This window comes from Enterobacter sp. HNDS-6, from assembly GCF_039850505.1.
In the GTDB taxonomy this organism is placed as follows: Bacteria; Pseudomonadota; Gammaproteobacteria; order Enterobacterales; family Enterobacteriaceae; genus Enterobacter; species Enterobacter kobei.
In genome coordinates this window covers 1,268,876-1,293,931 of sequence record NZ_CP156673.1, presented here as the reverse complement: position 1 = coordinate 1,293,931, position 25,056 = coordinate 1,268,876, and the positions used below count along the sequence as shown (strand labels likewise).

The window sequence follows — 25,056 nt, the reverse complement described above, 5'->3', positions numbered from 1 at the left end:
AGTATCTCGTGGTGGAGGTTGTGTGGACAGAGAGTTGAACGAGCAAGTCATGATTGAACGAGTCGAGATGATTGCGCGACTGACGACAGAAGGAACGTGTCAGGAGAGAGATCGTGAAATTGCCCTGAATTTAATTGCTGAGATTGCGCGGGGAAATTTAATCAAGAACAACGCGTTCACCGTTGTTTTCTCGGCATCGCCTGTTCCGGAACGAATCAAAAAAGAGAGCAATGTTCGGGTGAACATCACGCTCGATAAAGATCAGCTGATTGGCCAGTCCATCGTTGAGGCATTTCAGTGTGAATTGACCCGCAGGATAGGAGCCTTGTTTCCCTCATCGCGGGTAACCGTGAAAATAGGGTCGGTAACGGGGGTTGAGCTCCAGGGGCTTGAAAGGGAGGCCGATCGCGAGGCGCTGGATTCTATTCTCCGGGAAGTCTGGGAAGATGAAAGCTGGCGCTAGCCCTGCGTCATTACCCGGAACGAACACTTCATTCAGATTTTGCGTTTCCCTTAAACCGCGCATTGTTGCTCGCGGACGGTCTGTTGTGTCCGGGATTGCCCATCTCTCATCGATAGCGAAAAAGCCGCTGGCCCAGGAAACTCTACAGTACCTGGAAAACCGGATGTTGGGAGCGTCTGATGAAGATCTATGCAATGCAGGGGGACACGCTTGATGCCATTTGCGCCCGTTTTTATGGGCGCACGGCAGGCGTCGTTGAAGCCGTTCTGAAGGCCAATTCTGGCCTCGCCGAATCAGGCGTTATCTTGCCTCATGGCACGCCGGTAGAGATGCCGGAGGTTGATAGCGCCCCCACAAAAGAATCCGTAAACCTATGGGACTGAGCCTGGAGAAAATCACCACGTTTATCGCCTACTGGCTGGCCGTGGCACTGGCCTGGTTCGGGGCGATGTCTCCTGAAAAAGTCGCGCTGTACGTGGGAAGTCTGTGCGCCATTTTTACCGCGCTGACGAATTACTGGTTCAAACGAAAAACCTGGCGCTATCTCCAGTCTCTTGGACTCGATAAGAAGAGTATTCGTGAACTCAATCATTAAGCGTTGCAGCGTCGCCGGCGTGCTGGCCCTGGCGGTGCTGATACCTGACTTTCGGTTACTGAAAACGTCCCCTGATGGGCTGGCGTTGATTGCCGATCTCGAAGGATGTCGCCTCTCGCCCTACCGGTGTAGCGCTGGCGTGTGGACGTCTGGCATTGGCCACACGGCAAACGTTGTGCCTGCACGGGATATTACCGAGCGTGAGGCAGCGGTAAATCTGGTCGCTGATGTGCTCAATGTTGAACGTCGGCTGGCAGCGTGCGCGTCGGTTGAGATGCCACCCCGGGTCTACGACGCGCTAGTGAGTTTCACGTTTAATGTTGGCACGGGCGCCGCCTGCCGTTCGACCCTGGTGTCGTTTATTAAGCGTAAACAGTGGTCGCAGGCATGCGGGCAACTTACCCGCTGGGTATATGTGAATGGCGTTAAAAATGCCGGGCTGGAAAATCGTCGTATCCGCGAGAAGGCCTGGTGCATGAAGGGGCTGCCGTGAAAGTCCTGATGCTGTTGCTGGCCGGTCTGCTGGCTATCACGCTGTGGCTTCGGCATGACAACCTGACGCTGTCCCGTTCCTTAGCCAGCGCGAACCGGGTTGCCAGTGAACAAAAAAACGCCCTCGCCACGCTTAACCAACAGCTTTCCCTGTCGCAACGGGTTGCCCGAACACATGAAGTCGCTCAGGTCAGGCTTCGTGAAGAACTGCTCACTGCGAGTGAGGAACGCGCGAGACGGGAAGCGACTATCGGGAGATTACTCAATGAAAATGACGCGTTACGCCGCTGGTATACCACTCAGTTGCCTGATGCTGTCCGCCGGTTGCACACCCGCACCGCCTGCGCCTCTGCAGCCCATTGTTTACAACGCCTGCCCGAAGGTGAGCCGCTGCCCGATGCCGGGAAGCGAACCCGCCACTAACGGCGATCTCAGCGCAGATATTCGCAGGCTTGAGTATGCCCTTATCGCCTGCGCGCTGCAGGTTGAAACCATTAAAGACTGTCAGGATAAAATCGATGCACAAACTCAATAGCCTGCGTCAGGCATTAATTGACGCGATTCCCCAACTGAAAGCAAACCCGGATCGGCTGCAGATGTCGGTCGGCAGCGGCAATATTGATGCCCGGCTGGCCTCCTCGCTCTCCTTTGAAAAGCACTATGAGCTGAATGCGAAGGTCAACTGCTTCTCCGGCGACAGCGAGGGCGTTTTCGTCCCGGTAGTGGCCTGGCTTGGGGAAAACCAGCCGGACATTTTTACCCTCGATGAAGGCCGCAAAAACGGCTGTTCCTTCACGATCGTTTTAAACGATGACGATACGATGGATATCAGCATCAAAGTGCAATTAACCGAGCGCATTCTTGTTTCTCAGGAAGAGGGCGGTTTGCACGCAACGTATTCCCCCGAACCGCCGCTGCCGGAGCCCGTCACGCGTCCGAAGGCCCTATACATCAACGGGGAGCTGGTCAGCGAGTGGGAGGCGTAATTTCCCCGCGCTGAGGGCCGCCTGCGGTCTGTTGTCTTGCCAGCTTGTTGTCTCATCCCGCACCAAACCCCGTCTCGTTGCTGCCGTTCTTTCTGAACGGCATTCTCTTCTTATGAATACGCTAACTTCCATGAACGGCATCGCTCGCGCGATCCGCAATCTTATTCGTATCGGTGTTGTAACCGATGTTGACCTCAACAGAGGGCTTTGTCGTGTGCAGACTGGCGGGATGAAAACCACCTGGCTGAACTGGCTAGCCTGTCGTGCGGGACGTTCTCGCGTGTGGTGGGCCCCTTCCGAGGGAGAACAGGTACTGCTGCTGGCCATCGGCGGCGAGCTCGATACCGCCTTTGTGCTACCGGGTATTTTCTCGGATGACCATCCGGCGCCGTCCGGTTCGCCTGATGCGTTCCACGTCTCGTTTCCTGACGGCGCGGTGATCGAGTACGAACCCGAACGCGGGGCGCTGACGGTTTCAGGTATTAAAACAGCCGACATTACCGCCTCTGAATCGCTGACCGCCACCGTGCCGGAGGTGCGTTTGACGTCAACGTCCCGCATCACGCTGGATACGCCTGAGGTGGTGTGTACCAACAAGTTAATTACCGCCTCGCTTGAGGTGCAGAAGGGCGGGGTAATGGCCGGGAATATTGCGCATTCCGGCGGTCAATTCACCTCCAACGGGGTGCAGGTGGACAACCACGCGCACGGCAGTGTGCAAAGCGGCGGAAGCTGGACTAAGGGGACACAATGACGGTGCGTTACAGGGGGATGAACAGGCAGACCGGGCTCAGCATTTCAGAGGCAGAACACATCCGGCAGAGCGTGCGCGATATTCTGGTGACGCCTGTCGGCTCGCGGGTTATGCGCCGGGATTACGGCTCGCTGCTGGCGGCGATGATCGACAGGCCACAGAGCCCTGCGCTGCGTCTGCAAATCATGGCGGCATGTTATTCCGCTATCCAGAAGTGGGAACCGCGGATCAGCCTGACGGCCATCACTTTCGAGCGTTCGGAGAATGACGGGACGTTGTATGTCGATATCACCGGCACGCGCCCGACTTCCGGACAATCTTTTTCTATCACCATTTCACTGAGTTAAACGCTATGGCTATTGTTGATCTGAGCCAGCTCGCCGCGCCTGATGTCGTGGAGGAGGTGGATTATGAAACGCTGTTGGCAGAACGAAAGGCCACCTTTGTCTCGCTCTATCCGGAAGAGGAGCGAGAGGCGATTGCACGGACGTTGACGCTGGAATCAGAGCCGATTGTGAAGCTGCTGCAGGAGAACGCCTATCGGGAGGTCATGTGGCGCCAGCGCGTGAACGAGGCCGCGCGTGCGGTCATGCTGGCCTACGCTGCCGGCCGCGATCTCGACCAGCTTGGGGCTAACGCTAACCTTGCGCGTCTGGTCATTACCCCCGCCGACGATACGACGTTTCCGCCCACGCCAGCTGTGATGGAGTCTGATACCGACTTTCGTTTGCGCATCCAGCAAGCGCCGGAAGGGCTGAGCGTGGCCGGTTCGACGGGCGCTTATCAGTTCCACGGTCGCAGTGCAGATGGCCGGGTGGCGGATATTTCCGTTATCAGTCCACAGCCGGCGAACGTCACGGTCTCTGTGCTCTCCCGGGAGAATAACGGCGTGGCCTCTGAGGAACTGCTCGCCGTTGTTCGCAATGCGCTGAACGATGAGGACGTCAGGCCCGTTGCCGACCGTGTGACCGTCCAGTCGGCCAACATTGTTGACTACCGCATTGAGGCATCGCTTTTCCTTTTTCCCGGCCCTGAAAGTGAACCTGTACTCAGCGCGGCAAGAGCCCGGTTACAGGCCTATATCACGGCTCAACATCGGCTTGGACGCGATATTCGCAAGTCCGCCATTTACGCGGCACTGCATGTTGAAGGGGTGCAACGCGTAGAGCTGACCGCGCCCGCGACTGACATTGTACTTGATGAAACTCAGGCCTCATGGTGCAGCCACTACAGCGTAACCGTGGGGGGGAACGATGAGTAATACCCGCCTTTTACCGGTTGGTTCGTCATCTCTTGAGGTGGCGGCCGCGCGCGCCTGTGCCGACATTGAAAATACGCCTGTTCCGCTGCGGCATCTCTGGAGTGCGGACACTTGCCCGGCGAATCTGCTGCCCTGGCTGGCGTGGGCGTTTTCGGTTGATCGCTGGGATGAGAACTGGCCGGAAGCCACCAGGCGGGATGTGATTCGCGCGGCGTGGTTTATTCATGCCCACAAGGGGACGATTGGCGCCGTGCGTCGTGTGGTGGAACCGCTTGGCTATCTGATCAACGTCACCGAATGGTGGCAAACCAACGATCCGCCCGGCACCTTTCGCCTTGATATCGGCGTCCTGGATACGGGCATCACCGAGGAAATGTATTACGAAATGGAGAGGCTTATTGCTGATGCAAAGCCTGCCAGCCGCCACCTTATTGGCCTGAATATCATCCAGGACATACCGGGTTATCTCTACACCGGTGCCCTGAGCTATGACGGCGACATCATCACGGTTTATCCCGGATAAGTGAGAGCACAATGACAGTGAAATATAAAACGGTTATCACCAAAGCCGGTGCCGAAAAACTGGCTGCCGCGACCGTCCCGAACGGCAAGAAAGTGAACTTTACGACGATGGCCGTAGGTGACGGTGGCGGTGCGTTGCCAGCGCCAAACGCAAACCAGACGAAACTCGTCAATGAAGTCTGGCGGCATGCGCTGAATAAAATCAGCCAGGACAAAAAGAATAAAAACTATGTCGTGGCGGAGCTGCTGATTCCTCCTGAGGTTGGCGGTTTCTGGATGCGCGAGATGGGGCTGTATGACGATACCGGGACGCTGATTGCGGTCGGGAATATGGCAGAAAGTTACAAGCCCAAGCTGGAAGAGGGCTCGGGACGCGCACAGACTGTACGTATGGTCATTATGGTGAGCGATATCTCTTCGGTTGAGTTGATGATTGACACCTCAACGGTGATGGCGACGCAGGATTATGTAGACGGTAAGCTCGCGGAGCATGAACAGTCGCGGCGCCATCCGGACGCGACCCTTGCCGCTAAGGGTTTTACACAACTCAGCAGCGCAATCGACAGCGCCTCCGAGGTGCTCGCTGCAACGCCGAAAGCGGTGAAGGCGGTTTACGATTTGGCAAACGCTAAGTACACGGCGGTGGATGCGACGACTGTACGCAAGGGGATTGTTCAGCTTAGTAGTTCAACTGATAGTACATCTGAGGCGATCGCAGCCACATCGAAAGCAGTTAAAGTGGTCAATGATGACCTGAACATCATTAAAAAAAATATCGGCACAGCTGCTTCCGCTGATGCTGCTACATCGGACACAGATACAACGCCAAAACGTCTGGTGCCTGTAGGATGGATGGGATTGGGTGCGGTGTCCGGTGTGAGTTTTACTGACGCGAATCAGCCAAACTACAACTGTTATTTCCGCTTGAATGCACAGGGAATTCATGGGCCACTTGCTAATAGCCCATCGAATATCCTTCAATTTCAGTACGACGTCAACGCGGGCCAGCAAATTGGATATCGTGCCGGTGTGGTCAATGCTGCGATGTATCATCGTTCGAAAGTAAATGCCACGTGGGGAAACTGGTTGCAGGTGTTTGATACTGAACATCCGCCGACACCGGAGCAGGTTGGGGCATTTCCGAACTCAGGCAGTTTATTAAACAGTATTTATGATATTGCTTCGAGTAATATATATTCGGCTCTGGGGGTTGGTGCATCAACCCCTACCACTGGCATGCCTGAAAATTCAAGTAATAGTCGTTTCACAGTATTTGCAACTATGGTTTATTCAGGCCAGTATTGGGTTACGCTTATTTCTCGTGATCAGAATTATACGGGTTTGGTTAATACCTCCTTAAAATCTGTCTCATGGACACAGGTTTATAACACAGCAAATAAACCCACTGCGTCAGATGTAGATGCAGTATCCGCGAGCAATGGCGGAACTTTCAAAAAAGAAGTTTTCTTCCAGTCTGGTCTTAATATTAGAGGCAATACCGGTATCTATGCTGGCAATGATGCGGCTGGATTCGCTAGTAACAATCTACTTCTTAAGTCATGGTATGGAATAGGGTTTTATTGCACTCTTGCTGATGGCGAAGGGATGACGGGTTATATCAACACCCGTAACGGTCAGCTTGAAATGAAAGGTCAGATTATCCCAGGGAATTATTCGAATTTTGATGGGCGTTTCCAAAAAATAAATACCATCTCTAAAGTTGCTAATGGTTGGTTTAAAGATACTAATACAGGACTCATCATTCAGTGGGGATCGGGTTCGCTTCTCAATAGTGCATTTACGTTACCCATCGCATTTCCTAATGCGTGCCTCTCAACGCAGATAACGGATCGCGGGAACGGTAAAAAGGCTTTTTCTGGCATGGCGTCGAGAACTGATTTAACGGTTTGGGGGGATGCCTCGAATCCAACTTATTCATGGCTAGCTGTAGGATATTGATATGAGCGAAATCTTTTTTTATAGCGCGGGGAGTAAAGGTTTTTATGCGGGTTCAATGCGGGAAGCTTATATGCTTGCGGACAGTTGGCCTGAGGATGTTATCGAAATTAATGAAACTCTGTATCGCAACTTACTTAAGGGACAGGCTGAAGGGAGGATTATTACCCATGGTGCATCAGGTCAACCAAAACTTTCCGAACCACCTGAGCCCTCTGTCGAAGAGTTAATAGCGCAGGCTGAGATAACTCGAGCAGAGCTGTTTAAAGAGGCCAATATAAGAATCACGCCTTTGCAAGATGCCGATGAGCTTGGGATTGCCTCTGAGGATGAGAAAGAACGGCTCGCCTGCTGGAAGCGCTATCGGGTGTCGCTAAACCGGCTGGATCTCAGTACTGCCCCAGATATCGACTGGCCCGAACGCCCAGCCTGACCCCAAACCCTCCATCCGGAGGGTTTTTCGTTTGTTGTGTAATCCTTTCCCCAACCCCAATTCGTCGCATCAATCACGCTCTCCGCAGAAAATAGCCTCACCACTAAACGAAGGAGTTAAACGGATGGGCGACTATCACCACGGCGTGGAAGTCATTGAAATCAACGATGGCACCCGCACTATTTCCACCGTCTCGACGGCAATCATCGGCATGGTCTGTACTGCCAGCGATGCTGACGATAAGACATTTCCTTTAAACGAACCAGTGCTCATTACCAACGTGCAAAATGCAATTGCGAAAGCCGGTAAGGCGGGGACGCTGTCCGCTTCTTTGCAGGCGATTGCTGACCAGTGTAAACCGGTTGTCGTTGTTGTTCGCGTGGCCGAAGGCACCGCAGAAACGCCGGAAGAGGCACGCCAGCAGACAATTTCCAACATCACTGGCACCACTGATGAAAACGGCAAATACACCGGCCTGAAGGCGCTTCTGACCGCGAAAACGGTCACCGGCGTTAAGCCGCGTATTCTCGGCGTACCGGGGCTGGACTCTCAGGAAGTGGCAACCGCACTGGCCGCAATGTGCCAGAGCCTGCGCGCGTTCGGCTATGTCAGCGCATGGGGTTGTAAAACCATTTCTGACGCGATCGAGTACCGCAAAAACTTCAGCCAGCGCGAGCTGATGGTTATCCACCCTGATTTTCTGGCATGGGATACCACCACGAATGCGACGACGATGGCATGGGCGACCGCTCGCGCCCTTGGCCTGCGCGCCAAAATCGACCAGACAATGGGCTGGCATAAAACCTTGTCGAACGTGGGCGTCAACGGCGTCACGGGCGTAAGCGCCTCTGTTTCCTGGGATCTGCAGGAGCAAGCGACCGATGCCAACCTGCTTAACCAGGCCGGTGTCACCACGTTGATTCGTAACGATGGCTTCAAATTCTGGGGCAACCGTACCTGTTCAGACGATCCGTTATTCGTCTTTGAAAACTACACCCGTACCGCACAGGTGCTGGCCGATACCATGGCTGAAGCGCATGCATGGGCGATGGATAAACCCATTACCCCTACGCTTATCCGCGACATCGTGTCCGGTATCAATGCCAAGTTCCGCGAGCTCAAAACCAACGGCTATATCGTTGACGGCTCCTGCTGGTATGACCCTGAATCGAACGATGCATCCACCCTGAAAGCGGGGAAATTGTATATCGATTACGACTACACCCCTGTCCCGCCGCTGGAAAATCTGACCTTGCGCCAGCGCATCACCGATACCTATCTGGCTGACCTGTCAGATTCGGTTAATAGCTAAGGAGCTGAAGCATGGCGTTACCACGCAAACTGAAATATCTGAATATGTTCAACGATGGCCTGAGCTATATGGGCGTTGTTGAGTCTGTCACCTTACCCAAACTTACCCGCAAGCTGGAGAAGTATCGCGGTGGCGGCATGCCGGGCTCGGTCTCTGTTGACCTTGGCCTGGACGATGATGCCCTGGCGCTGGAGTGGACCGTTGGCGGTCTGCCGGACGCCGCGCTGTGGGCACAGTATGCCTCTCCGGGCGCGGACAGCGTGCCTCTGCGCTTTACCGGCTCTTATCAGCGCGATGATACCGGCGAAATCTCCGCCGTCGAAATCGTCATGCGCGGCCGTCACAAAGAGTTTGATGGCGGTGAAAACAAGCAGGGCGAGAGCGGCACCACCAAGATGTCCACCGAATGCGCGTACTACCAGCTGACCATCGATGGCAAAGAGATCATTGAAATCGACATCATCAACATGGTGCTGAAAGTCGATGGCGTTGATCGCCTGGCAGAACACCGTAAGGCCATCGGCCTGTAACCCTTTAACCGGCCGGGATCGCCGGCCGGTAAGTTAACTTTCTGAAGAGTATCGAAATGGAAAATATCAACGAGACCACCATGAACGAAAGTGAAAATCCATACATCGTCACGCTTGATAGCCCCGTTTTGCGCGGCGAGCAAAAAATTGAAAAAGTGACCGTTGCAAAACCCAATGCGGGAACCCTGCGTGGGGTATCGCTGGCGTCGCTGGCGCAATCCGATGTCGATGCGCTGATCAAGGTGCTGCCGCGAATGACCTCACCAGCACTGACTGAGCATGAGGTCGCGCGCCTGGATGCCTGCGATCTGCTCTCTTTTGCAGGTAAGGTGATCGGTTTTTTGTCACCGGCTTCGGCTCGCTGAAATTTCCCGAAAACCTGTCGGTCGACGATCTGATGGCGGATATCGCGGTGATCTTTCACTGGCCGCCGTCAGAGCTGTACTCCCTGAGCGTGACCGAACTCCTCTTATGGCGCGAAAAAGCGCTGCAGCGAAGCGGAAACCACCATGAGTAATAATGTCAGACTTCAGGAGCTGCTTAAGGCAGTCGACCGGGCAACCCGACCGCTTAACGCTCTCCATAACGCGAGCCGCTCTCTCGCAAGCGATATCCGTGATTCACAGACGGCGCTGGGGGCGCTCGATGAGCAGGCGGGGCGGATTGATGGCTTCAGGAAAGCAAACGCCCGGCTCGCCATGACTGAGCAGTCTGTTGCCCGGGCGAAACAGCAGGCAGCGGCGCTGGCGGTGCAGTTTAAAAACACGCAAAACCCCACCCAGGCAGAGGCTGATGCATTGTCCGCAGCCCGAAAATCGGCAGCCGACCTTAAGCTTGAGTACAACAACCTGCGCTACTCGGTTCAGCGTCAGCGCGCTGAACTCTCACAGGCAGGCATAAACACACGCACGCTCTCGTCGGATGAGCGTCGTTTACGAACCCATATCAGTGAAAAAACGCAGCAGCTTAACCGACAGCGGGATGCGCTGACTCGCGTCAATCAGCAGCAGGAGAGACTGAGTGCCGTTCAGAACCGCTACGAGTCAGGCAAACGCGTTGTCGCGCGGGTGAACCAGCTGGCGACTGCGGGGGTGGGAATGGCCAAAGCGGGCTTTGACCAGACGTCCCGGTTTATGGCGCCTGGCATCAGCTTTGAAAAGCAGATGTCGGCCATTCAGGCAAACCTTGGCCTGGCGAAGGGGGATTCCCGGCTTGAGGCCATTCGCCAGCAGGCGCGGGAGGTCAGCGCCAGGACCGGAGTACCTGCAGATACGGTCCTCCGGGCACAAACCGAACTGACTCGTTCAGGCTATGACGCCGATGGGCTGCTTGCGGCCACCGCGCCAACGGTCAACCTCAGCCTGGCGGGGAGTGTCGACGCGGCTAAAGCGGCCGATATGATCGCCAGCACGCAGGCCGCGTATAGCCTGGCCGATACGGACGCGGGACGCATCGCAGATGTGCTTACGCGCGGTTCTACCTCTTCAAATACCAGCCTCGCTGAGATGGTGGCGGCCGTCACCTCCGCTGCGCCCGCTGCGGATGCATCCGGTATGGGGCTTGAAGAGACCACCGCGCTGCTGGGCGTTCTGGCGGAAAAAGGGATGAAAGGCGCCGCCGCCGGGGACGCGCTCAGCGCGATGTTGCGCCACGTTCAGACGCCGGATGCCATAAAAGCCGCGGGGGCGCTGTCTTCCGCTGCGGGTGATGGATCGCTTGATGAAAAACGCCAGCATTTGCAGGGGGCAAAAGGCAGTACCGCGATTGCGGCGTCCGTGCAGACCGATAATCTTGACGGCGATATCAACCGATTCCAGGCCGCGTGGAACGGGTTGAAGATTGATGTATTTGATAAAGCGGATGGCGCTCTGCGCAACCTGATAACAACCGCAACCGGCTGGCTTGGCACGGCCTCCCTTTGGGTGAATGCCAACCCTGAGCTGACGCAGACTCTCGCCAGCATCGTTGTCGGCGCACAGGCGTTTTCAGGCGTACTGGGGGGAGTCGGTATGGCTATCGGCCCGGTTCTGACGGGCGTCAATATGGTTATTACCGCGGCCGGGATGTTGGGAACGGTATTCAGCGGGGTGGGCGGCGCCATCATGACGGTGCTGGGTGCCCTTAGCTGGCCGGTGATTGCCCTTGGCGCGGCGATTGCTGCCGGTGCCTTATTGATTTTTAAATACTGGGAGCCCATCAGCGCCTTCTTTGGTGGGGTGATGGAAGGGCTTTCGACGGCTTTCGCACCGCTGGGTGCGCTGTTCTCACCGGTGATGGCGGTGTTTGACTCTATCTCGGAGAAGCTGGGCGGTATCTGGCAATGGTTCACCGACTTGATTACGCCGATCAAGGCGACGCAGGAAACGCTGGATGGCTGTAAAAACGCTGGCGTGATTTTTGGTCAGGCGCTGGGCGATGCGTTAATGGCACCGCTTGATCTCTTTAACAGCCTGAGCGGCAAGGCCAGCTGGCTGCTGGAGAAGCTCGGTATTATCAAAAACGAGTCGGGCGATCTCGACGCCGCTGCGGCAAAAGCAGAAGCGGCATCCTCACCGGCGGGCAGCGCTTATATTCCGGGCGCGGGGATCTCTGGCGGCAGCATGGGGTATCAGCCGACCATCGCTACTGGAGGACGCTCTTACGTCGATCAGAGTAAAAGCGAATATAACATCACGCTGCAGGGAGGCACGGCCTCCGGAATGGATCTGACGCGTCAAATCCGGGAGACGATAGATAATATTGAACAGGATAAAGCGAGACGGCAGCAATCCAGCTTTATGTATAGTTGAGGAGAGAGAAAATGTTAATGGTGCTGGGTCTGTTTGTCTTTGAACGACGAACCTTACCGTATCAGTCAATGATATTCACAAAAGACTACCGCTGGGCATCCAGCGCTCGCATCGGGAAACCCAAAGCCTGGCAGTACCTTGGCGAAGGTGAGACATCCTTTAGCCTCTCCGGCTTACTTTACCCGGAACTCACGGGAGGGCGGCTTTCGCTCAAGGCGGTTGAGCTGATGGCAAATGAGGGGCGGGCATGGCCGCTGATAGACGGTACCGGCATCATTCACGGCATGTTTGTCATTGAGAAAGTCACGCACACGCATTCGGATTTTTACAGTGACGGTACCGCCCGAAAAATTGAGTTTACCCTGTCGCTAAAACGCGTGGACGAATCGCTGATGACGACGTTTGGCGACCTGCGAACGCAGGCCTCAGAGCTGGTGGAAAGCGCACGGAATAGCATTGGAGGGCTGGTGGGATGATCACCGAAATGAATATCCGGGCGGGTGGAAAAATCGCCCCTGATTTTATGCTTAAGCTTGACGATCGTGATATCACGCAAAATTTCAGCCATCGTCTTATCAGCCTGACCATGACCGACAAACGGGGGCTGGAAGCCGATCAGCTGGATATTCTGCTGGATGATTCCGACGGGCTGCTGGACTTGCCTGCCCGGGGGGCAAGGCTGTCCTTATGGCTGGGATGGGAGGGAACCCCGCTCGAGGAGAAAGGGGACTTTACGATTGATGCGATTCATTTCCGGGGCGCGCCGGACACGCTGACCATCCAGGGATTCAGCGCAGATTTTCGTGGAAAGCTAAACGTGCGGCGCGAACAGTCGTGGCATGACATGACGATTGGCGCGATAGTCGATACCATCGCTCAGCGTAACCAGTTGACCGCCAGCGTCGCGTCGGGGCTTGCATCCATCGCCATCTCTCATATTGACCAGTCTCAGGAGACAGACGCGGCCTTCCTCTCCCGCCTTGCTGAACGTAATGGAGCATTTGTTTCAATCAAAGCCGGGAAGATTATCTTTATGAAAGCGGGCCAGGCCGTGACGGCCAGCGGCACTCCGCTTTCCTTAATGATGATTGAACGTGGGGATGGCGATAAGCACCTTTTTTCCATAACTGACCGTGAAAATTATTCCGGCGTAACGGCCAAATGGCTGCAAACGCGTGACCCCAAACAACAAAATCCTCAATTGAGTATTAATCGTCAGTCCGGAGGGCAGCAGACAGAAGCACTGCAGCACCCGGATGCCGCCGCACCGGTAGCGGGAGCAGCAGGCAAGGAGCAGAAACCGCAAGAGAGGCTGGTGGGATCGGCGGAGAACGTATTTGAGCTCACCACGGTTTATGCATCTGAAGAGCAGGCGCTCAGGGCCGCAGAGGCGAAGTGGCGCGCGCTTCAGCGAGGAACCGTAAAGTTTTCCATCCAGCTTGCGCTGGGACGCGCCGATCTGTTCCCCGAAACGCCGGTGCTGGTAAACGGTTTTAAACGCGTCATTGACGAGCAGGCGTGGATCATCAGCGAGGTGGTGCATACCCTCAACGATAGCGGATTTACCACGCAGCTTAAGTTTGAGCTGAACGTCAGCAACGAAAAATTTACTGTTGATAGTGAGTAATGTAGTTGCTATTGGTTTTATTTTGGGTATTATTGATTCACAAAATGTGAATAAAGTGGAGGGGTACATGTTTCATTGTCCTAAGTGCAAGCATTCAGCGCATGCGCGTACCAGTCGCTATCTCAGTGAAAATACCAAAGAGCGCTACCACCAGTGTACCAATGTGGACTGCAGCTGTACGTTCGTGACGATGGAGTCCGTGGAGCGTCTGATTGCGACGCCTGGCGCCTCTGAGAGTGTCCGAACGGCTTCACTGGCGCGAAGTTAGCGGCTACGCCACCGGCTCAAAATAACCAATAAAAAAAGCCACTCATTTGAGTGGCTTAAATTTTTGATTTTAAAGCTAAAATTTGGTGGCCCCTGCTGGACTTGAACCAGCGACCAAGCGATTATGAGTCGCCTGCTCTAACCACTGAGCTAAGGGGCCGTGGCGGTGAATTATAAAGTAACTCTCTACAGCAATCCAGCCATTCACACCTGCCTGCTGTTTTTATAAACAATGCATAATCAATCCTTTATACTTCCCTTACGATGGATTGATCGGGAGTAAAAATGATCAACGATATTCTGGCCCCTGGCCTGCGGGTGGTGTTCTGCGGAATCAACCCGGGTAAGTCCTCGGCGCACACCGGCTTTCACTTCGCCCATCCGGGCAATCGCTTCTGGAAAGTGATCCACCAGGCCGGGTTTACCGACAGATTACTCAGGCCCGAAGAGGAACAGCACCTGCTGGATACGCGCTGCGGCATTACTATGCTTGTTGAGCGCCCGACGGTGCAGGCGAGCGAGGTCAATCTGCATGAGCTCCGCAGCGGCGGACGGGAGTTGGTCAAAAAGATTGAGGACTATCAGCCCGCAGCGCTGGCGATCCTCGGCAAGCAGGCCTACGAGCAGGCGTTTAGTCAGCGCGGCGCTAAATGGGGTAAGCAGAGCATCACCATCGGCGTGACGCAGGTGTGGGTGCTGCCGAACCCGAGCGGGCTCAACAGGGCAACGCTGGATAAGCTGGTGGAGGCGTATCGGGAGCTGGATGAGGCGCTAATGGTGCGGGGGCTTTAGGGGTTCTGCGGCCTGACGCCCTCACCTCACATGACTAAGGGATCTCCACAACGTTATAGCAGCACGGAACAGTCCCCTCGCCCCTCCGGGGAGAGGGTTAGGGTGAGGGGAATATACGGCTGTGGTGGTCATTCCGTTCACTTTATGTTCCTTGCTACTCTGTCACGACATGACCTGTGAACGTGCCAGGGTGGCTCAGTCGCCACCACCCTGGCGACCCGGGCTCCCGGCGGTAAATCGCCGCTTCGCGGTGCCCTCGGCTTATTCCTTCCGGCTTATCGGGGACGGGCGGAGGTAACGTCCCTGTAAAGCCCGCCCTCTCGGCGCATCCATGCGCCTCGCCCCGGCCTGCAGAAAACGCCTCAGCGATTTACAGCCGGATCAGAGCATCGCTGAAAGCCTGCATTCGCTCTGAAACAACGTTATTGCTTCTGCTTATAAATTACTGGGATCCCACAGCCCACAGGAAGATGGAATACACAAAAAAAAAGCTCCCCGAAGGGAGCTTTTTCACTGTCAGGACAGGTTAATCGTCCAGGAAGCTACGCAGCACTTCAGAGCGGCTTGGATGACGCAGCTTACGCAGCGCCTTCGCTTCGATCTGACGGATACGTTCGCGGGTCACGTCGAACTGTTTACCCACTTCTTCCAGCGTGTGGTCGGTGTTCATATCAATACCGAAACGCATACGCAGCACTTTTGCTTCACGGGCGGTCAGGCCGGCCAGAACGTCGTGCGTCGCAGCGCGCAGGCTCTCGGTGGTGGCAGAGTCCAGCGGCAGCTCGAGGGTGGTATCCTCGATGAAATCACCCAGATGCGAATCTTCATCATCACCAATTGGTGTTTCCATGGAGATTGGCTCTTTGGCGATCTTCAGCACTTTACGGATCTTGTCTTCCGGCATCAGCATGCGCTCAGCCAGCTCTTCCGGCGTTGGCTCGCGGCCCATCTCCTGCAGCATCTGGCGGGAGATACGGTTGAGCTTGTTGATGGTCTCAATCATATGCACCGGAATACGGATGGTGCGCGCCTGATCCGCGATAGAGCGGGTGATAGCCTGACGGATCCACCAGGTAGCGTAGGTGGAGAACTTGTAACCACGACGGTATTCGAACTTATCTACCGCTTTCATCAGACCGATGTTGCCTTCCTGGATCAGATCCAGGAACTGCAGGCCACGGTTGGTGTATTTCTTGGCGATAGAGATAACCAGACGCAAGTTCGCCTCAACCATCTCTTTCTTCGCACGGCGGGCTTTCGCTTCACCGATAGACATACGACGGTTGATGTCCTTGACTTGCTCGATGGTCAGGCCGGTCTCTTCTTCAATCTGATGCAGCTTCTGCAGACCACGATAGACATCGTCCTTCACGTCGTGCAGTTTTTCAGACCATGGCTTGTTCATCGCGATAGCGGCGTTGAACCAGGTTTCGCTGGTTTCGTTGCCGGTGAAGAGGGTGATGAAGTTCTTCTTCGGCATTTTGCACTGCTCAACGCACAGCTTCATGATGATGCGTTCCTGGGTGCGTACGCGATCCATCATCACGCGCATGCTGTTTACCAGGTAGTCGAACTGTTTTGGCACCAGGCGGAACTGTTTGAATACTTCAGACAGTTTCAGGATCTCTTCCTGCGCGGCGGCATGGCTGCGGCCTTTCGCTTTGATGGTGTCACGCGTGACTTCGTACTGGGTACGCAGCTCGGCAAACTTCTCACGCGCCAGTTCCGGGTCGATGCTGTTGTCATCGTCCGCGCTGTCGTCGTCTTCTTCCTCATCTTCGTCTTCGTCGTCATCCATCTCTTCCTGAGACAGTTCGGAACCAACGTGAGTCGCGGTAGGCGCCAGATCTTCTTCCGCGTTCGGGTCAACAAACCCGGTGATCAGGTCAGACAGGCGCGCTTCTTCCGCTTCAACGCGATCGTACTGCTCCAGCAGATAGGTGATCGCTTCAGGGTATTCGGCAACAGAACACTGAACCTGGTTGATCCCGTCTTCGATGCGTTTTGCGATGTCAATTTCGCCTTCGCGGGTCAACAGTTCAACGGTACCCATTTCACGCATGTACATGCGGACCGGGTCAGTGGTACGCCCGATTTCAGATTCAACGCTGGACAGTACCTGTGCGGCAGCTTCTTCCGCATCTTCGTCGGTATTGTTGGAGGTTTCAGCCAGCAACAGATCATCGGCATCCGGTGCTTCTTCCATCACCTGAATGCCCATGTCATTGATCATTTGGATGATGTCTTCGATCTGATCTGAATCGACGATATCTTCCGGCAGATGGTCATTGACCTCGGCATAGGTCAGATAGCCTTGCTCCTTACCGCGTTGGACAAGAAGTTTCAGCTGTGACTGCGGGTTTTGCTCCATAAGACGGTATCCACACTTAATTCGTTTGATTGGTGTCGGCGATGGGGCTGCCAACCTTTAAAGCGAGGGCGTACTTATATTTTTGCCGCTGCCTCTCAGTGCGGCTGCCGGGGGCTTCCCGATCGATATTCGGCACTTAAGCCGTTAAATTTTTTTATTTCTTCGCCAGTTCCTGGTTAATCATCCAGAGCTCCCGGCGTTCTTCGCTGCTTAAGCCGTGCGTGCGCTCGCGAGCTATCAACTCTTCCTGGCGCAACTCAAGCATCGAATCAAACATATGGTTGAGCGAGTCGGTGAACGTTTTTTCTGCAATGTCCTTATCTGCTATATCGTCCCACATCGACAATTTTTCAAGGGTAGCGGCCTCTTTTGTGCCGCGATAATGTTCTAAAAGTTGTCCGGTGGTCAGACCTGGCTGAGACAAACACGTGTTGACCAGTTCTGAAAATAAGCCAAGTCCGGGCAATTTTTCGTGGTTCAAACCCGCCAGCGATGGCACTTGCGGCGCAAGTTCGGGGTTTTGTACCAGTAACCCTATCAGTATACGCATGGTTGTGCGTTTTAGCTGAGGCGCGGGGCGAACCGTGCCGTTTTCAGCCTGTTTAGGCATTAAACGTTCAAGCTGGCTGTCATCCAGAATGCCGAGCTTGTTGCCTAACTCCTGACGCAGATAGATACGCAGCGTTTCGCCGGGCACCTGGCTGATTAACGGCAGCGCCAGCGTACTGAGCTGCGCGCGCCCGTCAGGGGTACTTAAATCCACCTGCGGCATCAGGCTGTTAAACAGAAACGTGGAGAGCGGCTGAGCCTGATCCATCCGCGCTTCAAACGCCGCCTTGCCCTCTTTACGCACCAGCGTATCCGGATCTTCGCCATCCGGCAGGAACATAAAGCGTAGCTGACGCCCGTCGGTCATATACGGTAGCGCCGTTTCCAGCGCACGCCAGGCGGCATCGCGTCCTGCGCGGTCACCGTCGTAACAGCAAATCACGTTGTTGGTGACGCGAAACAGCAGCTGGATATGGTCTGCCGTCGTGGACGTTCCTAATGACGCCACCGCGTAGTTAATGTCGTACTGCGCCAGCGCGACAACGTCCATATAGCCTTCGACGACCAGAAGACGCGGAGGTTCCGCGTTATCCTGCTGCGCCTCATAAAGACCGTAAAGCTGGCGGCCCTTATGGAAAATATCGGTTTCCGGGGAGTTGAGGTATTTCGGCAGGGCATCACCCAGCACGCGACCACCAAAACCAATCACCCGGCCACGCTTATCGCGGATCGGGAACATCACCCGTTCACGGAAGCGGTCGTAGCTTCGTCCCTGGTCGTTGGTGACCAGCATGCCTGCGTCGATGAGAGACTTACGATCTTCGCTATTGCCGCCAAAACGTTTTAACACGTTGTCCCAGCCGGGCGGGGCGTAACCAATAGCGAAACGCGCAATCACATCGTCGCTCAGTCCGCGCTTTGTCAGGTATTGACGCGCAGGCTCAGCCGCAGAGTGCTTAAGAGACTGTTGGTAAAACGAATTCAGGCCATCCATCAGTTGATACAGCGTTTGCCGTTGATGGCGCTCGATCTGACTTGGCCCACTGCCTGCTTCATACGGCACTTCAAGGTTATGCATCGCCGCCAGCTCTTCGACGGTTTCAACGAACTCGAGCTTGTCGTAGTTCATCAAAAAATCGACGGCATTACCGTGTGCGCCACAGCCAAAGCAATGGTAGAACTGCTTTTCACCGTTAACGGTGAAAGAGGGGGTTTTTTCGTTATGGAACGGACAGCACGCATGGTAGTTCTTGCCCTGCTTTTTCAGCTTTACCCGCGCGTCGATGAGATCGACGATGTCGGTTCTGGCAAGCAGATCGTTGATGAAAACGCGTGGGATTCTTCCGGCCATATGCCCCAAAAATTTAAGCGACTTATAAACGAAAACAAGCCGCGCATTCCTTCCGGAAGCACGGCCTTACGACTACTACTCTGTCTGTCAATTGAGGGCTGAGGCCCTCAAGCGATTAGTACAGACGAGTACGGCGTGCGTTTTCGCGAGCCAGTTTCTTCGCGTGACGTTTCACAGCGGAAGCTTTAGCGCGCTTACGTTCGGTCGTTGGTTTTTCATAAAACTCACGACGACGAACTTCAGCCAGAACACCTGCTTTCTCGCATGAACGTTTGAAGCGACGCAGTGCTACGTCGAACGGCTCGTTTTCACGTACTTTAATTACCGGCATGTAACTCTCACCTTTAATAAATTCGGTTTGCCGCTGGCATCAACGCCAGCTTATTTCAAAATGGTGCGGAATTTTACTGCAAATGCTGCTGCTTTGTAAAGCACCGATGCGATTTTGAAAGGGACTTTAATAAGGGTGAGGAGTATACACGAGCCTTCTTCCTGGGGCGAACAAAGTTTTACATCACCCCGCCCAGGCTCTACACTGCGCGGTAGTGAAACGAGGTAAAACAAGTCATGCGTGTACTGGGTATTGAAACATCCTGCGATGAAACCGGCATCGCCATTTACGACGACGAAAAAGGCCTTCTGGCCAACCAACTGTATAGTCAGGTGAAATTGCACGCTGACTACGGCGGCGTCGTGCCGGAACTGGCCTCTCGTGACCACGTGCGTAAAACGGTTCCCCTGATTCAGGCGGCGCTGAAAGAGGCCGGGTTACGTTCAACTGATATTGATGCCGTGGCCTATACCGCGGGTCCGGGTCTGGTGGGCGCGCTGCTGGTTGGCGCGACGGTAGGCCGTTCGCTGGCGTTCGCGTGGGACGTGCCGGCCATTCCGGTTCACCATATGGAAGGTCACCTTCTGGCGCCGATGCTGGAAGAGAATCCGCCTGAGTTCCCCTTTGTTGCGCTGCTGGTTTCCGGCGGTCATACGCAGCTGATTAGCGTAACGGGCATTGGCAAATACGCGCTGTTGGGCGAGTCGATCGACGACGCCGCCGGTGAAGCGTTCGACAAAACCGCCAAGCTGCTGGGGCTGGATTATCCTGGCGGCCCGATGCTCTCGAAAATGGCGTCGCAGGGAACGGAAGGGCGCTTTGTCTTCCCGCGTCCGATGACCGACCGTCCAGGGCTGGACTTCAGCTTCTCCGGGCTGAAAACCTTCGCGGCGAATACGATTCGTAATAACGACGACAGCGAACAGACCCGTGCCGATATCGCCCGCGCGTTCGAAGATGCGGTGGTCGATACGCTGATGATCAAGTGCAAGCGCGCGCTGGATCAGACCGGCTTTAAGCGTCTGGTGATGGCGGGCGGCGTCAGCGCCAACCGCACGCTGCGCGCGAAGCTGGCTGAGATGATGCAAAAGCGTCGCGGGGAAGTGTTTTATGCCCGTCCAGAGTTCTGTACCGATAACGGCGCGATGATCGCTTACGCCGGGATGGTGCGTCTTAACGCGGGGGCAACGTCTGACCTGAGCGTGTCCGTGCGTCCGCGCTGGCCGCTGGCGGAACTGCCTGAGGCGTGAGTTTTTTGCCCGGTGGCGCTGCGCTTACTGGGCCTACAAAAACCGTAGGCCGGGTCAGGCGAAGCCGCCACCCGGCGATAAACCGCATTACACCCGCAACATCCCTTTTTCTTCCAGAAACGCAATAATCGTCGCCAGACCGTCACCCGCTTTCAGATTGGTAAACGTCCACGGACGTTCGCCACGCATGCGGTTGGTATCGCGCGCCATCACGTCGAGCGACGCACCCACGTAGGGCGCGAGATCGGTTTTGTTGATCACCAGAAAGTCAGATTTGGTGATCCCCGGCCCGCCCTTACGCGGGATTTTTTCCCCTTCGGCCACGTCTATCACGTAGATAGTGAGATCCGCCAGTTCCGGGCTGAACGTCGCGCTCAGGTTATCCCCGCCGCTTTCGACGAAGATCAGGTCCAGATTGCCGAATTTCTCGCTTAACGCTTCCACCGCCGCCAGGTTCATCGAGGCATCTTCGCGGATGGCGGTATGCGGGCAGCCGCCGGTCTCCACGCCAACAATGCGCTCTGGCTCCAGTGCGCCCGCCTCGGTCAGGATGCGCTGATCCTCTTTGGTGTAGATATCGTTAGTGACTACCGCAAGATGATATGTATCGCGCATTGCCTTGCAGAGCGCTTCCAGCAGGGCGGTTTTACCCGACCCTACCGGGCCGCCGACGCCGACGCGCAGGGGATGTTTGTAATCAGCCATGTTGACTCCTCAGGAACGGAATAGTCGTGAATATTGTGTTTCGTGCCGCGCGGAGGCGATGGCAGACAGCGGCGTGGCTGCGCCCAGTGCGTCGTCGTCACGTAAAAATGCCTCTTCGAACCCGGCGGCGAAGTGGTCGCTCAGGTCGATAATCAACTGCTGCGCCGCCTGCTGCCCAAACGGCACCAGCTTAACGCCCGCCATCACCGCGCTCTCAATCCAGCTGTAGCCGAGACTGAGCGCCAGTTCGCGCGCGCCAATGCCCCAGCGCACGCCGAGCCACGCCATGCCGCAGAGCTGGCTCTGCATACACAGTGTCAGCCATTCAGTCGGGCAGTCTGGCTCCCAGCTTTTAATCAGGCGCGTAAAGGCCGCGCCACGGTTGCGCTCCTCATCGCGCAGCTCGCGCGTTTCCCGGCAGGCGAGCAGGTATGCCGTCCAGCGTTTTGCCGCCACCCAATCCTGTTGTTCGCAGGCGAGATACAGGCGAGTAAAGAGCGGCAGATCGACGCAGTAAAAGCTCTGCTCCATCTGCTGGATTTGCCAGCGTTTAAAGGCGTCGGCATTCGTGACCCAGCCTGCCTCTACCGCCCACTCCAGCCCCTGCGACCAGGTAAACGACCCAACCGGCAGGCTACTGCTGGAGAGCTGCATCAGGCGCAGCCACTGGCGGGCGTGCTCCATCAGCTCATCAACGCCAGCAGGGCAGAGACAATCAACCCACCGCCGAACGTTTTACGCAGGCCGTCATGACGGCGCAGCAGTAAACCTGCCGCGAAGCTGGCGCACAGCACCGTGGCGCTGGCGAACATAAACCCGCTGGTGAAGAGCCAGAAGCTGTGGCCGGACATCTCCACACCGTGTGCCCAGCCGTGGAACATCGCCAGAGCAGGTACCGCCAGCAGCAGACGGTTTTCAGTTTTAAACATCATCACGCCGCAGACCGCCAGCGAGGCGATAATCAGCATCTCCATGCCGCTAAATCCGCCGAGCAGACTGCCTGCAACAGCGCCAACGAGCATCATCCCGAGAGTGGCAAACGGCAGCAGGAGTTTGCGGCCACTCAGCGCCGAGAGCACGCCCGCGCCGGTAAGCATCAGCAGGTGATCGAGCCCGGTCAGGGGATGGAAAAAACCGGCCTGGAAGCTGTCGGCACCGTGGCCTGGATGGGCGAGCGCCGGAACGGAAAAGGCCAGCAGTAACAGGGGGAGGAGCTTGCGCATAATTAATCCTTAATGTGAATGAGCGTGAGAGTGGCTATGGCTGTGGGCATCGCTGGCATAGGCGCCCGCTTCCGGTTCAAACGGCAGGGAGTCGAAGGTCACCTCCAGCCCGAACGGGCGCAGCATGTCGTCGAGAACGTGATCGTGGTGATAGCGCAGTTCGCCGGGCATGATCTGCAGCGGCACGTGGCGGTTGCCCAGGTGGTAGCAGGCGCGGGCGAGCAGGAACGGGTCGGCGCAGCGCACCACGGAGACCGACTCTGCCGCTGCGATCACTTCGATGACCTCACTACCGTCGTCTGTCGTCAGCAGGTCGCCCCCGCGCAGCAGCAGGCCGCGCGGCAACATCAGCCCGGCGTCGCGGCCGTCGTTCAGCGCCACACGGGCGCGGCTTTTCACCCGCACGTCAATCGGCAGCGTCACGCTGGCGGTAATCGGGTGCGCGTGGTCCAGGCGTTGGGTTAAATAGATCATCATCACTCCTCAGAACAGGAAATAGCGTTGCGCCATCGGCAGAACGTCGGCCGGTTCGCTGGTTATCAGTTCACCGTCGACGCGCACCTCGTAGGTTTGCGAATCGACGGTAATATTGGGCAGTAAACCGTTGTGGATCATGTCGGTCTTCTTCACCGTCCGGCAGCCTTTCACCACCGCCGTGGCGCTTTGCAGATTGAGCTGCTGCGGGACGCCGTTCGCGCTGGCGGCCTGGGAGATAAACGTCAGCCGGGTGGCGTGGCGCGCGGCACCCAGTGCGCCAAACATCGGGCGGTAATGCACCGGCTGCGGCGTGGGGATCGAGGCGTTAATATCGCCCATCGGCGCGCAGGCGATCATTCCGCCTTTGACGATGGTGGCAGGTTTGACGCCAAAAAACGCCGGTGACCAGACCACCAGATCCGCCAGCTTGCCCGCCTCAATGGAACCGACCTCATGGGCGATGCCGTGGGTCAGCGCCGGGTTGATGGTGTACTTAGCGACATAGCGCTTCACGCGGAAGTTGTCGTTATCGCCGGTCTCTTCCGGCAGGGCGCCGCGCTGGACCTTCATGCGGTGCGCAACCTGCCAGGTACGGATAATCACTTCTCCCACGCGACCCATGGCCTGTGAATCTGACGAAGTGAGCGAGAACGCGCCGATATCGTGCAGCACGTCTTCAGCGGCGATGGTCTCCCGGCGAATGCGCGACTCGGCAAACGCCACGTCCTCGGCAATATCCGGGTCGAGGTGGTGGCAGACCATCAGCATGTCGAGATGCTCGTCGATGGTGTTCACCGTGTAGGGCAGCGTCGGGTTGGTGGAGGAGGGCAGAATATTTGGATGCGCGCAGGCGGTGATAATATCCGGCGCATGGCCGCCACCCGCGCCTTCGGTATGGAAGGTGTGGATGGTGCGCCCACTAATCGCGGCCAGCGTGTCCTCGACAAACCCGGACTCGTTCAGCGTGTCGCTGTGCAGCGCCACCTGAATATCCATCTCTTCGGCAACCTCCAGCGAGCAGTTGATCGCCGCGGGCGTTGCGCCCCAGTCTTCGTGGATCTTCAGCCCAATGGCGCCAGCCGCGACCTGCTCGCGCAGGGCGTCCGGGTTAGAGCCATTACCTTTGCCGAGGAGGCCGATATTCACTGGTAGCGTATCGGCTGCCTGCAGCATACGCGCTATGTACCACGGCCCTGGCGTGCAGGTGGTGGCGTTGGTGCCCGCCGCAGGGCCGGTGCCGCCGCCGATCATGGTGGTCACGCCGGAAACCAGCGCCTCCTCCGCCTGCTGCGGGCAGATCCAGTGAATATGGGTGTCGATCCCGCCCGCGGTCACGATCTTCCCTTCGGCGGCAATCACTTCCGTTGCGGCGCCGATTGGGATCGTCACGCCGGGCTGAATATCCGGGTTACCGGCTTTACCGACGGCAAAGATCCGCCCGTTTTTGACGCCGATATCGGCTTTCACGATCCCCCAGTGATCGATGATCAACGCGTTGGTGAGCACCAGATCCACGCAGTCGTCGGCGGTCATCTGCCCCTGGCCCATACCGTCGCGGATCACCTTTCCGCCGCCGAATTTGACCTCTTCACCGTAGACCGTGAGATCGTCTTCCACTTCGATCCATAGCTCGCTGTCGGCCAGCCGCACTTTATCGCCGGTGGTGGGGCCGAACATATCGGCATACGCCCGGCGTGAAATGTCAGCCATTTTTCACCTCCCCCATCACCTCGCCGCGAAACCCGAAAATACGCTGCGCGCCCGTCACCTGTACCAGCGTGACTTCCCGCTTCTGGCCGGGCTCGAAACGCACGGCGGTGCCTGCCGGAATATTCAGCCGGTAGCCTCTGGTGGCTTCCCGGTCGAACTTCAGCGCCGGGTTGACCTCGTAAAAGTGATAGTGCGATCCGACCTGTATCGGCCTGTCGCCGTGGTTTTCAACAATCACTTGTTGGGTTTCACGCCCGACGTTGAGGGTAACCGTGCCGGGCTGGATCTGGTATTCGCCTGGGATCATGAC

At 56.4% G+C, this 25,056-nt stretch carries 30 protein-coding genes, 1 tRNA gene and 2 pseudogenes; 23 read left to right on the top strand and 10 right to left on the bottom strand.

Annotated elements, in window-relative coordinates; genetic code table 11:
- Positions 1-22: 22 nt before the first annotated feature.
- The 21 genes and pseudogenes from ABFI50_RS05975 (at position 23) to ABFI50_RS05875 (ending at position 13,988) form a co-directional block, all read left to right on the top strand.
- On the top strand, positions 23-463 hold the full coding sequence (locus ABFI50_RS05975) for a DinI-like family protein (protein WP_032635502.1): 441 nt from the start codon (positions 23-25) through the stop codon (positions 461-463).
- Positions 464-642: 179 nt separating this feature from the next.
- A complete protein-coding gene (locus ABFI50_RS05970) occupies positions 643-846 on the top strand; it encodes a tail protein X (protein WP_032635504.1) in 204 nt (67 codons plus the stop codon).
- Positions 837-1,058 carry an HP1 family phage holin gene (locus tag ABFI50_RS05965; protein WP_029741404.1) on the top strand — a complete coding sequence of 74 codons (222 nt, stop codon included), beginning with the start codon at positions 837-839 and terminating at the stop codon, positions 1,056-1,058. The genes ABFI50_RS05970 and ABFI50_RS05965 overlap by 10 nt, the downstream gene beginning before the upstream one ends.
- On the top strand, positions 1,042-1,551 hold the full coding sequence (locus ABFI50_RS05960; protein ID WP_176260254.1) for a lysozyme: 510 nt from the start codon (positions 1,042-1,044) through the stop codon (positions 1,549-1,551). The genes ABFI50_RS05965 and ABFI50_RS05960 overlap by 17 nt, the downstream gene beginning before the upstream one ends.
- A gap of 8 nt (positions 1,552-1,559) precedes the next feature.
- Positions 1,560-1,895, top strand: a pseudogene (locus tag ABFI50_RS05955) (LysB family phage lysis regulatory protein); the annotation flags it as partial.
- Positions 1,816-2,085, top strand: a complete 270-nt coding sequence (gene lysC, locus ABFI50_RS05950; RefSeq protein WP_217906298.1) for an Rz1-like lysis system protein LysC — start codon at positions 1,816-1,818, stop codon at positions 2,083-2,085. The pseudogene ABFI50_RS05955 and the gene lysC, both read left to right, overlap by 80 nt.
- Positions 2,069-2,536, top strand: coding sequence for a phage tail protein (locus ABFI50_RS05945; protein ID WP_176260257.1), 468 nt, complete (start codon positions 2,069-2,071; stop codon positions 2,534-2,536). The genes lysC and ABFI50_RS05945 overlap by 17 nt, the downstream gene beginning before the upstream one ends.
- 112 nt (positions 2,537-2,648) lie before the next feature.
- Entirely contained in the window at positions 2,649-3,290 is a 642-nt protein-coding gene (locus tag ABFI50_RS05940) for a phage baseplate assembly protein V (RefSeq protein ID WP_176260258.1), read from the top strand.
- Complete coding sequence (locus tag ABFI50_RS05935; protein ID WP_032635513.1) at positions 3,287-3,637, top strand: GPW/gp25 family protein; 351 nt, start codon at positions 3,287-3,289, stop codon at positions 3,635-3,637. The genes ABFI50_RS05940 and ABFI50_RS05935 overlap by 4 nt, the downstream gene beginning before the upstream one ends.
- 5 nt (positions 3,638-3,642) lie before the next feature.
- Positions 3,643-4,551, top strand: a complete 909-nt coding sequence (locus tag ABFI50_RS05930) for a baseplate assembly protein (protein WP_248197359.1) — start codon at positions 3,643-3,645, stop codon at positions 4,549-4,551.
- On the top strand, positions 4,544-5,074 hold the full coding sequence (locus tag ABFI50_RS05925) for a phage tail protein I (protein ID WP_032635515.1): 531 nt from the start codon (positions 4,544-4,546) through the stop codon (positions 5,072-5,074). Before ABFI50_RS05930 ends, ABFI50_RS05925 begins: the two co-directional genes overlap by 8 nt.
- Before the next feature lie 11 nt (positions 5,075-5,085).
- A complete protein-coding gene (locus tag ABFI50_RS05920) occupies positions 5,086-7,032 on the top strand; it encodes a phage tail protein (protein WP_347485609.1) in 1,947 nt (648 codons plus the stop codon).
- Between the two features lies 1 nt (position 7,033).
- Positions 7,034-7,462, top strand: coding sequence for a tail fiber assembly protein (locus ABFI50_RS05915; protein ID WP_047344536.1), 429 nt, complete (start codon positions 7,034-7,036; stop codon positions 7,460-7,462).
- Positions 7,463-7,586: 124 nt separating this feature from the next.
- Complete coding sequence (locus ABFI50_RS05910) at positions 7,587-8,774, top strand: phage tail sheath protein (RefSeq protein WP_347485606.1); 1,188 nt, start codon at positions 7,587-7,589, stop codon at positions 8,772-8,774.
- Between the two features lie 11 nt (positions 8,775-8,785).
- Complete coding sequence (locus ABFI50_RS05905) at positions 8,786-9,304, top strand: phage major tail tube protein (protein ID WP_023309235.1); 519 nt, start codon at positions 8,786-8,788, stop codon at positions 9,302-9,304.
- A gap of 56 nt (positions 9,305-9,360) precedes the next feature.
- Positions 9,361-9,669, top strand: coding sequence for a phage tail assembly protein (locus ABFI50_RS05900; protein WP_047027405.1), 309 nt, complete (start codon positions 9,361-9,363; stop codon positions 9,667-9,669).
- A 32-nt stretch (positions 9,670-9,701) separates the two neighbouring features.
- The gene (locus ABFI50_RS05895) at positions 9,702-9,821 is read left to right on the top strand and encodes a GpE family phage tail protein (protein ID WP_023616176.1); all 120 of its coding nucleotides are present in this window, start codon (positions 9,702-9,704) and stop codon (positions 9,819-9,821) included.
- A complete protein-coding gene (locus ABFI50_RS05890; protein ID WP_347485604.1) occupies positions 9,814-12,093 on the top strand; it encodes a phage tail tape measure protein in 2,280 nt (759 codons plus the stop codon). The genes ABFI50_RS05895 and ABFI50_RS05890 overlap by 8 nt, the downstream gene beginning before the upstream one ends.
- An 11-nt stretch (positions 12,094-12,104) precedes the next feature.
- Positions 12,105-12,569, top strand: a complete 465-nt coding sequence (locus tag ABFI50_RS05885) for a phage tail protein (RefSeq protein WP_023309232.1) — start codon at positions 12,105-12,107, stop codon at positions 12,567-12,569.
- Positions 12,566-13,720 carry a phage late control D family protein gene (locus ABFI50_RS05880; protein ID WP_283945161.1) on the top strand — a complete coding sequence of 385 codons (1,155 nt, stop codon included), beginning with the start codon at positions 12,566-12,568 and terminating at the stop codon, positions 13,718-13,720. Before ABFI50_RS05885 ends, ABFI50_RS05880 begins: the two co-directional genes overlap by 4 nt.
- A 67-nt stretch (positions 13,721-13,787) precedes the next feature.
- Entirely contained in the window at positions 13,788-13,988 is a 201-nt protein-coding gene (locus ABFI50_RS05875; RefSeq protein ID WP_032635529.1) for an ogr/Delta-like zinc finger family protein, read from the top strand.
- An 83-nt stretch (positions 13,989-14,071) separates the two neighbouring features.
- Here the strand turns inward: ABFI50_RS05875 and ABFI50_RS05870 are convergent.
- Positions 14,072-14,147, bottom strand: a tRNA-Ile gene (locus tag ABFI50_RS05870).
- A 125-nt stretch (positions 14,148-14,272) separates the two neighbouring features.
- Here ABFI50_RS05870 and mug point away from each other — a divergent pair.
- Positions 14,273-14,779 carry a G/U mismatch-specific DNA glycosylase gene (mug, locus tag ABFI50_RS05865; RefSeq protein WP_014885286.1) on the top strand — a complete coding sequence of 169 codons (507 nt, stop codon included), beginning with the start codon at positions 14,273-14,275 and terminating at the stop codon, positions 14,777-14,779.
- A 526-nt stretch (positions 14,780-15,305) separates the two neighbouring features.
- On the opposite strand, the gene rpoD is transcribed toward mug, so the two are convergent.
- The 3 genes and pseudogenes from rpoD to rpsU all read right to left on the bottom strand — a co-directional run bounded on the left by rpoD (position 15,306) and on the right by rpsU (position 19,381).
- A complete protein-coding gene (gene rpoD / locus ABFI50_RS05860; RefSeq protein WP_014885285.1) occupies positions 15,306-17,150 on the bottom strand; it encodes an RNA polymerase sigma factor RpoD in 1,845 nt (614 codons plus the stop codon).
- Between the two features lie 95 nt (positions 17,151-17,245).
- A pseudogene (dnaG, locus tag ABFI50_RS05855) lies at positions 17,246-19,050 on the bottom strand (DNA primase).
- 115 nt (positions 19,051-19,165) lie between these two features.
- The gene (gene rpsU / locus ABFI50_RS05850; protein ID WP_001144069.1) at positions 19,166-19,381 is read right to left on the bottom strand and encodes a 30S ribosomal protein S21; all 216 of its coding nucleotides are present in this window, start codon (positions 19,379-19,381) and stop codon (positions 19,166-19,168) included.
- A 236-nt stretch (positions 19,382-19,617) separates the two neighbouring features.
- Between rpsU and tsaD the strand changes: the two genes are divergently transcribed.
- Positions 19,618-20,631 carry a tRNA (adenosine(37)-N6)-threonylcarbamoyltransferase complex transferase subunit TsaD gene (tsaD, locus tag ABFI50_RS05845; RefSeq protein ID WP_014885283.1) on the top strand — a complete coding sequence of 338 codons (1,014 nt, stop codon included), beginning with the start codon at positions 19,618-19,620 and terminating at the stop codon, positions 20,629-20,631.
- 87 nt (positions 20,632-20,718) lie between these two features.
- On the opposite strand, the gene ureG is transcribed toward tsaD, so the two are convergent.
- The 6 genes from ureG to ABFI50_RS05815 are packed head-to-tail and all read right to left on the bottom strand — an operon-like array spanning position 20,719 to position 25,053.
- Positions 20,719-21,336: an urease accessory protein UreG gene (gene ureG / locus ABFI50_RS05840; protein ID WP_014885282.1), complete on the bottom strand. Its 618-nt coding sequence runs from the start codon at positions 21,334-21,336 to the stop codon at positions 20,719-20,721.
- A 9-nt stretch (positions 21,337-21,345) separates the two neighbouring features.
- Positions 21,346-22,020 carry an urease accessory protein UreF gene (locus ABFI50_RS05835; RefSeq protein ID WP_014885281.1) on the bottom strand — a complete coding sequence of 225 codons (675 nt, stop codon included), beginning with the start codon at positions 22,018-22,020 and terminating at the stop codon, positions 21,346-21,348.
- Positions 22,020-22,559, bottom strand: coding sequence for a HupE/UreJ family protein (locus ABFI50_RS05830; RefSeq protein ID WP_014885280.1), 540 nt, complete (start codon positions 22,557-22,559; stop codon positions 22,020-22,022). The genes ABFI50_RS05835 and ABFI50_RS05830 overlap by 1 nt, the downstream gene beginning before the upstream one ends.
- A gap of 9 nt (positions 22,560-22,568) precedes the next feature.
- The gene (ureE, locus tag ABFI50_RS05825) at positions 22,569-23,033 is read right to left on the bottom strand and encodes an urease accessory protein UreE (RefSeq protein ID WP_023337818.1); all 465 of its coding nucleotides are present in this window, start codon (positions 23,031-23,033) and stop codon (positions 22,569-22,571) included.
- A gap of 9 nt (positions 23,034-23,042) precedes the next feature.
- Positions 23,043-24,746, bottom strand: a complete 1,704-nt coding sequence (gene ureC, locus ABFI50_RS05820) for an urease subunit alpha (protein WP_117582168.1) — start codon at positions 24,744-24,746, stop codon at positions 23,043-23,045.
- Positions 24,739-25,053, bottom strand: coding sequence for an urease subunit beta (locus ABFI50_RS05815; RefSeq protein ID WP_063614105.1), 315 nt, complete (start codon positions 25,051-25,053; stop codon positions 24,739-24,741). The genes ureC and ABFI50_RS05815 overlap by 8 nt, the downstream gene beginning before the upstream one ends.
- Positions 25,054-25,056 lie beyond the last annotated feature (3 nt).

Coding starts and splice junctions, on each gene's coding strand:
- ABFI50_RS05970 (WP_032635504.1), top strand. CDS start 643: ATGAAGATCTATGCAATGCAGGGGGACACGCTTGATGCCATTTGCGCC.
- ABFI50_RS05965 (WP_029741404.1), top strand. CDS start 837: ATGGGACTGAGCCTGGAGAAAATCACCACGTTTATCGCCTACTGGCTG.
- lysC (WP_217906298.1), top strand. CDS start 1,816: ATGAAAATGACGCGTTACGCCGCTGGTATACCACTCAGTTGCCTGATG.
- ABFI50_RS05945 (WP_176260257.1), top strand. CDS start 2,069: ATGCACAAACTCAATAGCCTGCGTCAGGCATTAATTGACGCGATTCCC.
- ABFI50_RS05940 (WP_176260258.1), top strand. CDS start 2,649: ATGAATACGCTAACTTCCATGAACGGCATCGCTCGCGCGATCCGCAAT.
- ABFI50_RS05935 (WP_032635513.1), top strand. CDS start 3,287: ATGACGGTGCGTTACAGGGGGATGAACAGGCAGACCGGGCTCAGCATT.
- ABFI50_RS05930 (WP_248197359.1), top strand. CDS start 3,643: ATGGCTATTGTTGATCTGAGCCAGCTCGCCGCGCCTGATGTCGTGGAG.
- ABFI50_RS05925 (WP_032635515.1), top strand. CDS start 4,544: ATGAGTAATACCCGCCTTTTACCGGTTGGTTCGTCATCTCTTGAGGTG.
- ABFI50_RS05920 (WP_347485609.1), top strand. CDS start 5,086: ATGACAGTGAAATATAAAACGGTTATCACCAAAGCCGGTGCCGAAAAA.
- ABFI50_RS05915 (WP_047344536.1), top strand. CDS start 7,034: ATGAGCGAAATCTTTTTTTATAGCGCGGGGAGTAAAGGTTTTTATGCG.
- ABFI50_RS05910 (WP_347485606.1), top strand. CDS start 7,587: ATGGGCGACTATCACCACGGCGTGGAAGTCATTGAAATCAACGATGGC.
- ABFI50_RS05905 (WP_023309235.1), top strand. CDS start 8,786: ATGGCGTTACCACGCAAACTGAAATATCTGAATATGTTCAACGATGGC.
- ABFI50_RS05900 (WP_047027405.1), top strand. CDS start 9,361: ATGGAAAATATCAACGAGACCACCATGAACGAAAGTGAAAATCCATAC.
- ABFI50_RS05895 (WP_023616176.1), top strand. CDS start 9,702: ATGGCGGATATCGCGGTGATCTTTCACTGGCCGCCGTCAGAGCTGTAC.
- ABFI50_RS05890 (WP_347485604.1), top strand. CDS start 9,814: ATGAGTAATAATGTCAGACTTCAGGAGCTGCTTAAGGCAGTCGACCGG.
- ABFI50_RS05885 (WP_023309232.1), top strand. CDS start 12,105: ATGTTAATGGTGCTGGGTCTGTTTGTCTTTGAACGACGAACCTTACCG.
- ABFI50_RS05880 (WP_283945161.1), top strand. CDS start 12,566: ATGATCACCGAAATGAATATCCGGGCGGGTGGAAAAATCGCCCCTGAT.
- ABFI50_RS05875 (WP_032635529.1), top strand. CDS start 13,788: ATGTTTCATTGTCCTAAGTGCAAGCATTCAGCGCATGCGCGTACCAGT.
- mug (WP_014885286.1), top strand. CDS start 14,273: ATGATCAACGATATTCTGGCCCCTGGCCTGCGGGTGGTGTTCTGCGGA.
- rpoD (WP_014885285.1), bottom strand. CDS start 17,150: ATGGAGCAAAACCCGCAGTCACAGCTGAAACTTCTTGTCCAACGCGGT.
- rpsU (WP_001144069.1), bottom strand. CDS start 19,381: ATGCCGGTAATTAAAGTACGTGAAAACGAGCCGTTCGACGTAGCACTG.
- tsaD (WP_014885283.1), top strand. CDS start 19,618: ATGCGTGTACTGGGTATTGAAACATCCTGCGATGAAACCGGCATCGCC.
- ureG (WP_014885282.1), bottom strand. CDS start 21,336: ATGGCTGATTACAAACATCCCCTGCGCGTCGGCGTCGGCGGCCCGGTA.
- ABFI50_RS05835 (WP_014885281.1), bottom strand. CDS start 22,020: ATGGAGCACGCCCGCCAGTGGCTGCGCCTGATGCAGCTCTCCAGCAGT.
- ABFI50_RS05830 (WP_014885280.1), bottom strand. CDS start 22,559: ATGCGCAAGCTCCTCCCCCTGTTACTGCTGGCCTTTTCCGTTCCGGCG.
- ureE (WP_023337818.1), bottom strand. CDS start 23,033: ATGATCTATTTAACCCAACGCCTGGACCACGCGCACCCGATTACCGCC.
- ureC (WP_117582168.1), bottom strand. CDS start 24,746: ATGGCTGACATTTCACGCCGGGCGTATGCCGATATGTTCGGCCCCACC.
- ABFI50_RS05815 (WP_063614105.1), bottom strand. CDS start 25,053: ATGATCCCAGGCGAATACCAGATCCAGCCCGGCACGGTTACCCTCAAC.